Annotated in this window: 10 protein-coding genes; 9 read left to right on the top strand and 1 reads right to left on the bottom strand. The window is 42.9% G+C overall.

All coding sequences use genetic code 11. From position 1 onward, the window contains the following. Nucleotides 1-304: 304 nt before the first annotated feature. The 9 genes from HT723_RS10275 to whiA all read left to right on the top strand — a co-directional run bounded on the left by HT723_RS10275 (nt 305) and on the right by whiA (nt 6,709). Entirely contained in the window at nt 305-823 is a 519-nt protein-coding gene (locus tag HT723_RS10275) for a Dps family protein (RefSeq protein ID WP_000229880.1), read from the top strand. A gap of 129 nt (nt 824-952) precedes the next feature. Further along, nucleotides 953-1,459: a dihydrofolate reductase gene (locus tag HT723_RS10270; RefSeq protein ID WP_024475379.1), complete on the top strand. Its 507-nt coding sequence runs from the start codon at nt 953-955 to the stop codon at nt 1,457-1,459. After that, complete coding sequence (locus HT723_RS10265) at nt 1,459-1,629, top strand: hypothetical protein (RefSeq protein ID WP_000442277.1); 171 nt, start codon at nt 1,459-1,461, stop codon at nt 1,627-1,629. Before HT723_RS10270 ends, HT723_RS10265 begins: the two co-directional genes overlap by 1 nt. A 36-nt stretch (nt 1,630-1,665) precedes the next feature. Then, on the top strand, nt 1,666-2,898 hold the full coding sequence (clpX, locus tag HT723_RS10260) for an ATP-dependent Clp protease ATP-binding subunit ClpX (RefSeq protein WP_025170719.1): 1,233 nt from the start codon (nt 1,666-1,668) through the stop codon (nt 2,896-2,898). A gap of 8 nt (nt 2,899-2,906) precedes the next feature. Continuing rightward, on the top strand, nt 2,907-3,494 hold the full coding sequence (gene yihA, locus HT723_RS10255; RefSeq protein ID WP_000422605.1) for a ribosome biogenesis GTP-binding protein YihA/YsxC: 588 nt from the start codon (nt 2,907-2,909) through the stop codon (nt 3,492-3,494). A 10-nt stretch (nt 3,495-3,504) separates the two neighbouring features. Further along, entirely contained in the window at nt 3,505-3,885 is a 381-nt protein-coding gene (locus HT723_RS10250) for a RidA family protein (RefSeq protein ID WP_172935147.1), read from the top strand. A gap of 51 nt (nt 3,886-3,936) precedes the next feature. After that, nucleotides 3,937-4,827 carry an RNase adapter RapZ gene (rapZ, locus tag HT723_RS10245; protein WP_172935146.1) on the top strand — a complete coding sequence of 297 codons (891 nt, stop codon included), beginning with the start codon at nt 3,937-3,939 and terminating at the stop codon, nt 4,825-4,827. Next, nucleotides 4,824-5,801: a YvcK family protein gene (locus HT723_RS10240; RefSeq protein ID WP_172935145.1), complete on the top strand. Its 978-nt coding sequence runs from the start codon at nt 4,824-4,826 to the stop codon at nt 5,799-5,801. Before rapZ ends, HT723_RS10240 begins: the two co-directional genes overlap by 4 nt. Continuing rightward, nucleotides 5,798-6,709 carry a DNA-binding protein WhiA gene (whiA, locus tag HT723_RS10235; protein WP_049540853.1) on the top strand — a complete coding sequence of 304 codons (912 nt, stop codon included), beginning with the start codon at nt 5,798-5,800 and terminating at the stop codon, nt 6,707-6,709. Before HT723_RS10240 ends, whiA begins: the two co-directional genes overlap by 4 nt. 497 nt (nt 6,710-7,206) lie before the next feature. Here whiA and HT723_RS10230 read toward each other — a convergent pair whose 3' ends face one another. Beyond that, entirely contained in the window at nt 7,207-8,175 is a 969-nt protein-coding gene (locus tag HT723_RS10230; RefSeq protein WP_172935144.1) for an NAD(P)/FAD-dependent oxidoreductase, read from the bottom strand. Nucleotides 8,176-8,276 lie beyond the last annotated feature (101 nt).

Here is an 8,276-nt window from a genome sequence, read left to right as displayed (position 1 = left end):
CTTGAACTTGAAATTTGGCCTTGGGGAATTTCTTCAAACCACATCAACGTGGTCAGTTCTACCTGCGACCTCAAAACTTATGCTTTGGCTAAACTGGGTTTAGTTTCCTAGTTTGCTGATGGATTTCCATTGACTATAAGCATCCAGACCTCTTTTTCGTCTTCTAAAGAATTCTTAAATTATCAGTCTATTGCAACTTTTCTCATGTGAGTCATTTGGCTTGCTATTGGTTTTCCTTAGTAGTATACTAAGGTAGTAATCATTAAGAAGTGGTTACAAAAAATAATGAACGAGGTAAAATAAAATGGTAGAATTGAAAAAAGAAGCAGTAAAAGATGTAACATCATTGACAAAAGCAGCGCCAGTAGCATTGGCAAAAACAAAGGAAGTCTTGAATCAAGCTGTTGCTGATTTGTACGTAGCTCATGTGGCTTTGCACCAAGTACACTGGTATATGCGTGGTCGTGGTTTCCTTGTATGGCATCCAAAAATGGATGAGTATATGGAAGCTCTTGACGGTCAATTGGATGAAATCAGCGAACGCTTGATCACACTTGGTGGAAGCCCATTCTCTACATTGACAGAATTCCTTCAAAACAGTGAAATCGAAGAAGAAGCTGGTGAATACCGCAATGTTGAAGAAAGCTTGGAACGTGTTCTTGCTATCTACCGTTACTTGTCAGAACTTTTCCAAAAAGGTTTGGATGCCACTGATGAAGAAGGTGACGATGTGACAAACGGTATCTTTGCAGATGCTAAAACTGAAACGGATAAAACAATCTGGATGCTTGCAGCAGAACTTGGACAAGCACCTGGTTTGTAAGAAACAAGGCAACATAGATAAATCTGTAGGAAATTTCTTACAGATTTTTTCTATTTTGTAAGCTATTCCAAACCAGTCTTTTTTTGAGTTTTTTGATAAAATAGTACTATCAGTAAAAAGGATGGAAGCATGACTAAGAAAATCGTAGCTATTTGGGCCCAGGATGAAGAGGGTGTGATTGGTAAGGACAATCGTCTGCCTTGGCATTTGCCAGCAGAACTGCAACATTTCAAGGAAACAACTCTGAATCATGCTATCTTGATGGGGCGCGTGACCTTTGATGGGATGGGGCGTCGCTTGCTTCCAAAACGTGAGACCTTGATTTTGACACGTAACCTAGAAGAAAAGATAGATGGGGTTGCTACTTTTCACGATGTCCAGTCTGTCTTGGACTGGTATCAGGTTCAAGAAAAGAATCTCTACATTCTCGGTGGGAAGCAGATTTTTCAGGCTTTTGAGTCCTATTTGGATGAAGTGATTGTGACTCACATTCATGCTCGGGTGGAGGGAGATACCTATTTTCCTGAGGAGTTTGACTTATCTCTTTTTGAGACAGTTTCAAGCAAATCCTATACCAAAGATGAGAAAAATCCTTATGATTTTACCATCCAATACCGCAAGAGAAAGGAAGTCTAATGGAACGGAGTTTATTTGGTTTATTCACGGCTTTTCTGTGTTTCATCTGCCTTCTGGCAGGAGCACAGGCTTTTCGTAAAAAGCGTTACGGGCTTTCTATCCTGCTCTGGTTAAATGCCTTTACCAATTTGGTCAATAGTGTCCATGCCTTTTACATGACCTTATTTTAGATAGAATGACAGTATAGAATAGAACGGAAGGAAATCATGCCTACAACTAGGAAAAATGATATGATGGTTTATTGCTCATTTTGTGGCAAAAGCCAAGAAGAAGTACAAAAAATAATCGCTGGCAACAATGCCTTTATCTGTAATGAATGTGTGGAGTTGGCCCAGGAAATCATTCGGGAAGAGTTGGCTGAGGAAGTCTTGGCAGACTTGTCAGAAGTTCCAAAACCAATCGAACTCCTCCATATCTTGAATCACTATGTAATCGGTCAAGATCGTGCCAAGCGTGCTTTGGCAGTGGCGGTTTACAACCACTACAAACGTATCAATTTCCACGATACGCGTGAAGAGTCGGAAGATGTGGATTTGCAGAAGTCAAATATCTTGATGATTGGCCCAACTGGTTCGGGGAAAACTTTCCTTGCTCAGACCTTGGCTAAGAGTTTGAATGTACCTTTTGCGATTGCAGATGCGACAGCTCTGACGGAGGCTGGTTATGTGGGTGAGGACGTGGAAAATATCCTCCTCAAACTCCTGCAGGCTGCTGACTTTAATATTGAACGTGCAGAGCGTGGGATTATCTACGTGGATGAAATTGACAAGATTGCCAAGAAGAGCGAGAACGTGTCTATCACACGTGATGTTTCTGGTGAAGGGGTGCAACAAGCCCTTCTCAAAATTATCGAGGGAACTGTTGCTAGCGTACCACCTCAAGGTGGACGCAAACATCCGCAACAAGAGATGATTCAAGTGGATACCAAAAATATCCTCTTCATCGTGGGTGGTGCTTTTGATGGTATTGAAGAAATTGTCAAACAACGTCTGGGTGAAAAAGTCATCGGATTTGGTCAAAATAATAAGGCTATCGATGAAAATAGCTCTTACATGCAAGAAATCATCGCAGAAGATATTCAAAAATTTGGTATTATCCCTGAATTGATTGGACGCTTGCCAGTCTTTGCTGCTCTTGAACAGTTGACAGTAGATGATTTGGTTCGTATCTTGAAAGAGCCAAGAAATGCTTTGGTGAAACAGTACCAAACCTTGCTTTCTTATGATGATGTCGAGTTGGAATTTGACGATGAAGCCCTTCAGGAAATTGCCAATAAGGCTATCGAACGCAAGACAGGGGCGCGTGGTCTTCGCTCGATTATTGAAGAAACCATGCTAGATGTCATGTTTGAAGTACCGAGTCAGGAAAATGTGAAATTGGTCCGCATCACAAAAGAAGCTGTCGATGGAACGGATAAACCAATCCTAGAAACAGCCTAGAGGTGACTATGGAACTGAATACACATAATGCTGAAATCTTGCTCAGTGCGGCTAACAAGTCCCACTATCCGCAGGATGAACTACCAGAGATTGCCCTAGCAGGGCGTTCAAATGTTGGCAAGTCTAGCTTTATCAATACTATGCTGAATCGTAAGAATCTGGCTCGTACGTCAGGGAAACCTGGGAAAACCCAGCTTCTCAACTTTTTTAACATTGACGACAAGATGCGCTTTGTGGATGTGCCTGGTTATGGTTATGCCCGTGTTTCCAAAAAGGAACGTGAAAAGTGGGGGCGCATGATTGAGGAGTACCTAACGACTCGGGAAAATCTCCGTGCGGTAGTCAGTTTAGTTGACCTTCGTCATGACCCGTCAGCAGATGATGTACAGATGTACGAATTTCTTAAGTATTATGAGATTCCAGTCATCATTGTGGCGACTAAGGCGGACAAGATTCCTCGTGGTAAATGGAACAAGCACGAATCAGCAATCAAAAAGAAATTAAACTTTGACCCAAGTGACGACTTTATCCTCTTTTCATCTGTCAGCAAGGCAGGGATGGATGAGGCTTGGGATGCAATCTTAGAAAAATTGTGAGGAAAAGAAAATGGCAAAAACAATTCATACAGATAAGGCCCCAAAGGCTATCGGGCCCTATGTTCAAGGAAAAATCGTTGGCAACCTTTTGTTTGCTAGCGGTCAAGTTCCCCTATCTCCTGAAACTGGGAAAATCGTTGGAGAAACGATTCAAGAACAGACAGAGCAAGTCTTAAAAAACATCGGTGCTATTTTGGCAGAAGCAGGAACAGACTTTGACCATGTTGTCAAAACAACTTGCTTCTTGAGCGATATGAACGACTTTGTTCCTTTTAACGAGGTTTACCAAACGGCCTTTAAAGAGGAATTTCCAGCTCGTTCAGCTGTGGAGGTAGCTCGTCTTCCTCGTGATGTAAAAGTCGAAATCGAAGTCATCGCAGAGATTGGATAAGATAGTTGAAGTTTGGTTCTGCCAAACTTCTTTTGATATAAGGAGAAAAAGATGACAAAGAAACAACTTCACTTGGTGATTGTGACAGGAATGAGTGGGGCAGGGAAAACAGTTGCCATTCAGTCCTTTGAGGATTTGGGATATTTCACTATTGATAATATGCCGCCAGCTCTCTTGCCTAAGTTTTTGCAGTTGGTGGAAACAAAGGAAGACGACCATAAGTTGGCCTTGGTAGTGGATATGCGTAGCCGTTCTTTCTTCTCAGAGATTCAAGATGTTTTGGATGAGTTGGAAGACAAAGAAGAACTGGACTTTAAAATTCTCTTTTTGGATGCAGCTGATAAAGAATTGGTCGCGCGTTACAAGGAAACCAGACGGAGTCACCCTCTAGCAGCAGATGGACGGATTTTGGATGGAATCAAGCTGGAACGTGAGCTCTTGGCCCCTTTGAAAAATATGAGTCAAAATGTGGTGGATACAACTGAACTGACTCCGCGTGAGCTGCGTAAAACCCTTGCAGAGCAGTTTTCAGACCAAGAACAAGCCCAGTCCTTCCGTATCGAAGTCATGTCTTTTGGCTTTAAATATGGAATCCCGATTGATGCGGACCTAGTCTTTGATGTCCGATTCTTGCCAAATCCTTACTACCTACCAGAACTGAGAAACCAAACGGGTGTAGATGAACCAGTGTATCACTATGTCATGAATCATCCTGAGTCAGAAGACTTTTATCAACATTTATTGGCCTTGATTGAGCCGATTTTGCCAAGTTACCAAAAGGAAGGAAAGTCTGTTTTGACTATTGCCATGGGTTGTACGGGTGGGCAACACCGTAGTGTGGCCTTTGCTAAACGCTTGGCGCAGGACTTATCCAAGAATTGGCCTGTTAATGAAGGGCATCGCGACAAAGACCGAAGAAAGGAAACGGTAAACCGTTCATGAGAAAACCAAAGATAACGGTGATTGGTGGAGGGACTGGGATCCCTGTCATTCTTAAAAGTCTGCGTGAAAAAGATGTGGAAATCGCTGCTATCGTAACGGTGGCGGATGATGGTGGTTCATCAGGTGAACTCCGAAAAAATATGCAGCAATTGACACCGCCAGGTGATCTTCGTAATGTTCTCGTGGCCATGTCGGATATGCCTAAGTTTTATGAGAAGGTCTTTCAGTATCGTTTTTCTGAGGATGCGGGAGCCTTTGCTGGCCATCCATTGGGCAATCTCATTATTGCAGGTCTGTCAGAGATGCAGGGTTCGACCTATAATGCCATGCAGTTATTGAGCAAATTTTTCCATACAACAGGGAAAATTTATCCTTCCAGTGACCATCCTTTGACCCTGCATGCAGTCTTTCAGGATGGGACAGAAGTGGCTGGAGAGAGTCATATTGCAGACCATTCAGGCATGATTGACCATGTCTATGTGACCAATACCCTCAACGATGATACGCCTCTGGCTAGCCGTCGAGTAGTCCAGACCATTCTTGAAAGTGACATGATTGTCCTCGGACCTGGTTCTCTCTTTACCTCTATTTTGCCCAATATCGTGATTAAGGAAATCGGGAAGGCTCTTTTGGAAACTAAGGCAGAAATCGCCTATGTCTGTAATATCATGACCCAACGTGGGGAGACGGAACACTTTACAGATAGCGACCACGTGGAAGTCTTGCATCGTCACCTTGGCCGACCTTTTATCGACACTGTCTTGGTGAATATCGAAAAAGTGCCTCAGGAATACATGAATTCCAATCGTTTTGATGAATACTTGGTGCAGGTGGAACATGATTTTTCTGGTCTTTGTAAGCAAGTTCCGCGTGTGATTTCATCCAACTTCCTTCGTCTGGAAAATGGGGGTGCCTTCCACGATGGAGATTTGATTGTGGATGAGTTGATGCGGATTATACAGGTGAGAAAATGAGTTTCACAGTAGCAGTAAAAGAAGAAATTCTAGGTCAACACCATCTGAGCCGGCATGAATTATCTGCCATTATCAAAATGTCTGGCAGTATCGGTCTCTCGACTTCGGGCTTGACCTTGTCTGTTGTGACAGAAAATGCCAAGCTGGCCCGTCACCTCTATGAGTCCTTTCTCCATTTCTATGAAATCAAATCGGAAATTCGTCACCACCAACGGAGCAATCTCCGCAAGAATCGAGTCTATACCGTTTTTACAGATGAAAAGGTGCAGGACCTGCTGAGTGATTTGCACTTGGCAGACTCCTTCTTTGGTCTGGAAACAGGTATTGACGAGGCGATTTTATCGGATGAGGAAGCGGGTCGTGCTTATCTCTGTGGTGCTTTCTTGGCAAATGGCAGCATTCGTGACCCTGAATCGGGTAAGTACCAGTTGGAAATCAGTTCAGTTTATCTGGACCACGCGCAAGGAATTGCCTCCCTTCTTCAGCAGTTTTTACTGGATGCCAAGGTGCTTGAGCGCAAGAAGGGGGCTGTGACCTATCTCCAGCGAGCAGAAGACATTATGGACTTCTTGATAGTGATCGGAGCCATGCAGGCGCGTGATGATTTTGAGCGGGTTAAGATTTTGCGAGAAACCCGTAACGACCTCAATCGGGCCAATAATGCCGAGACAGCTAATATTGCTCGGACAGTTTCTGCCAGCATGAAGACTATCAACAATATCAGCAAAATTAAAGATATCATGGGCTTAGAAAATCTGCCAGTGGATTTGCAGGAAGTAGCGCAGTTGCGGATTCAGCACCCAGACTACTCTATCCAGCAGTTAGCAGATAGCCTCAGCACTCCCCTGACCAAAAGTGGTGTCAATCATAGACTCAGAAAGATAAATAAATTAGCTGATGAGTTATAAAGATATAAAACAAGCCCTTGAATTATCAGTATGATTGGTTGATTCCATTTTTCTAACAGCCTGATGTCGCTAGTTTACAAAATATTAACCTGTTTCTTGACAATTGAATAGAGCATGTGAGATAATAAAGGGGAATTGAGAAGTTCTAGCATTTTAGTGCTAACAGAAATCCCCTCGGTACTGCAATACCGAGGGGATTTTTTCTGGGTTAGATAGCACTAACCATGAAGGTTACTTGTCGAAGTGATCGTCTAACCAACGAGTCACCAGCCATGAGATGATACTCTCGATGACTGCGATAAGTACTATTCTGAGAAGTTCTAGCATCTGTAATACCTCCTTTTCCAAGGCGTATTGTTAGTGCCGTCCCTATTATATCACATGTTTTATCAGTTTGATAGGCATTTTTATTTTTGTTAAAGAAGGGGGAAATATGAGCTAACAAGATAGCCGATGAACTATAAAACCACGAATCCTATGTGACTCGTGGTTCTTTTTTATAAACTAGTAGAGTGTTTTGGTTGTACTTTTTGTTCAGGGTCAATGTAGTTGATGGCATTATTGACAGCAGTTGGAGCTTCTCCAAGCCCTGTCGCAATCAGATCAATTTTTCCGTCATAGTAGCAGCAGTCACCGATAGCATAGATACCTGCTTGGCTGGATTCCTGTTTGCTGTTGACAATAATCTTGTGGCGGTTGAGGTCGAGGCCCCAGTTTTTAAGATTACCAACAGAAGATTTGAAACCATAGTTGACAAAGAGGTGATCTAAGTCAATCATTTCTGTTTCATCAGATTTGACTTTTGTGATTTCAAGTTTATCAAGCGTTTTTCCATCTCCAAGGAGTTGGCTAGGGACGAATGGTGTCTTGATGGTTACAGATGATTCTTGCAAGGCTTGAACACTGTGCTCCAAGGCACGGAAATTATCTCTGCGGTGAACAAGGGTAGTTGGTGCAATTTTTTCAAAAGCCAAAGCCCAATCAACAGCCGAGTCTCCTCCACCAAGAATCGTCACTTTCTTACCAGCATATTGCTGGATGTTGGAAACGTGGTAGTGGATATTTTCATAGCCCTCAACCCCTTCTAGTTCCAAAGGACGTGGTTTGAAAGCACCGCCACCCATAGCGATGATAACTGCTTTAGACAAGTGACTTCCTTTAGAAGTTGTAATGGCAAAGCCTTGATCTTGTTTTTCAATCTCAAGAACTGTTTCATTGAGATGAATAGGGGTATCAAAACCGTTTAGTTGTTCAATCAAGCGGTTGGTCAACTCTTCTCCAGTCAGGTTTGGGAAACCTGGGACGTCTAAAATTTCCTTTTCAGGATAGAGAATAGCAGGTTGTCCACCTAGTTGGGGAAGGGAGTCGATGATTTGAACCTTGGCTTGGCGTAGGTGGGCATAGAAGGCTGCAAAAAGCCCTACGGGACCACCACCTACAATGATAATATCATAGAGTTGAGACATGGTTTCTCCTTTATTTTTTCTAGTCATACTCTTCGAAAATCAAATTCAAACCACGTCAGCTCTATCTGCAACCTCAAAACAGTGTTTTGAGCAACCTGCGG

Source organism: Streptococcus sp. 2106, from assembly GCF_013277315.1.
In the GTDB taxonomy this organism is placed as follows: domain Bacteria; phylum Bacillota; class Bacilli; order Lactobacillales; family Streptococcaceae; genus Streptococcus; species Streptococcus pseudopneumoniae.
Note: the sequence above shows the minus strand (reverse complement) of the source record. Positions and strands in the feature narration are given on the sequence as shown.

What these genes read in the sequence shown, in the direction of transcription:
- HT723_RS10275 (WP_000229880.1), top strand. Translation starts at nt 305, where the DNA reads ATGGTAGAATTGAAAAAAGAAGCAGTAAAAGATGTAACATCATTGACA.
- HT723_RS10240 (WP_172935145.1), top strand. Translation starts at nt 4,824, where the DNA reads ATGAGAAAACCAAAGATAACGGTGATTGGTGGAGGGACTGGGATCCCT.
- rapZ (WP_172935146.1), top strand. Translation starts at nt 3,937, where the DNA reads ATGACAAAGAAACAACTTCACTTGGTGATTGTGACAGGAATGAGTGGG.
- HT723_RS10265 (WP_000442277.1), top strand. Translation starts at nt 1,459, where the DNA reads ATGGAACGGAGTTTATTTGGTTTATTCACGGCTTTTCTGTGTTTCATC.
- HT723_RS10250 (WP_172935147.1), top strand. Translation starts at nt 3,505, where the DNA reads ATGGCAAAAACAATTCATACAGATAAGGCCCCAAAGGCTATCGGGCCC.
- HT723_RS10270 (WP_024475379.1), top strand. Translation starts at nt 953, where the DNA reads ATGACTAAGAAAATCGTAGCTATTTGGGCCCAGGATGAAGAGGGTGTG.
- whiA (WP_049540853.1), top strand. Translation starts at nt 5,798, where the DNA reads ATGAGTTTCACAGTAGCAGTAAAAGAAGAAATTCTAGGTCAACACCAT.
- yihA (WP_000422605.1), top strand. Translation starts at nt 2,907, where the DNA reads ATGGAACTGAATACACATAATGCTGAAATCTTGCTCAGTGCGGCTAAC.
- clpX (WP_025170719.1), top strand. Translation starts at nt 1,666, where the DNA reads ATGCCTACAACTAGGAAAAATGATATGATGGTTTATTGCTCATTTTGT.
- HT723_RS10230 (WP_172935144.1), bottom strand. Translation starts at nt 8,175, where the DNA reads ATGTCTCAACTCTATGATATTATCATTGTAGGTGGTGGTCCCGTAGGG.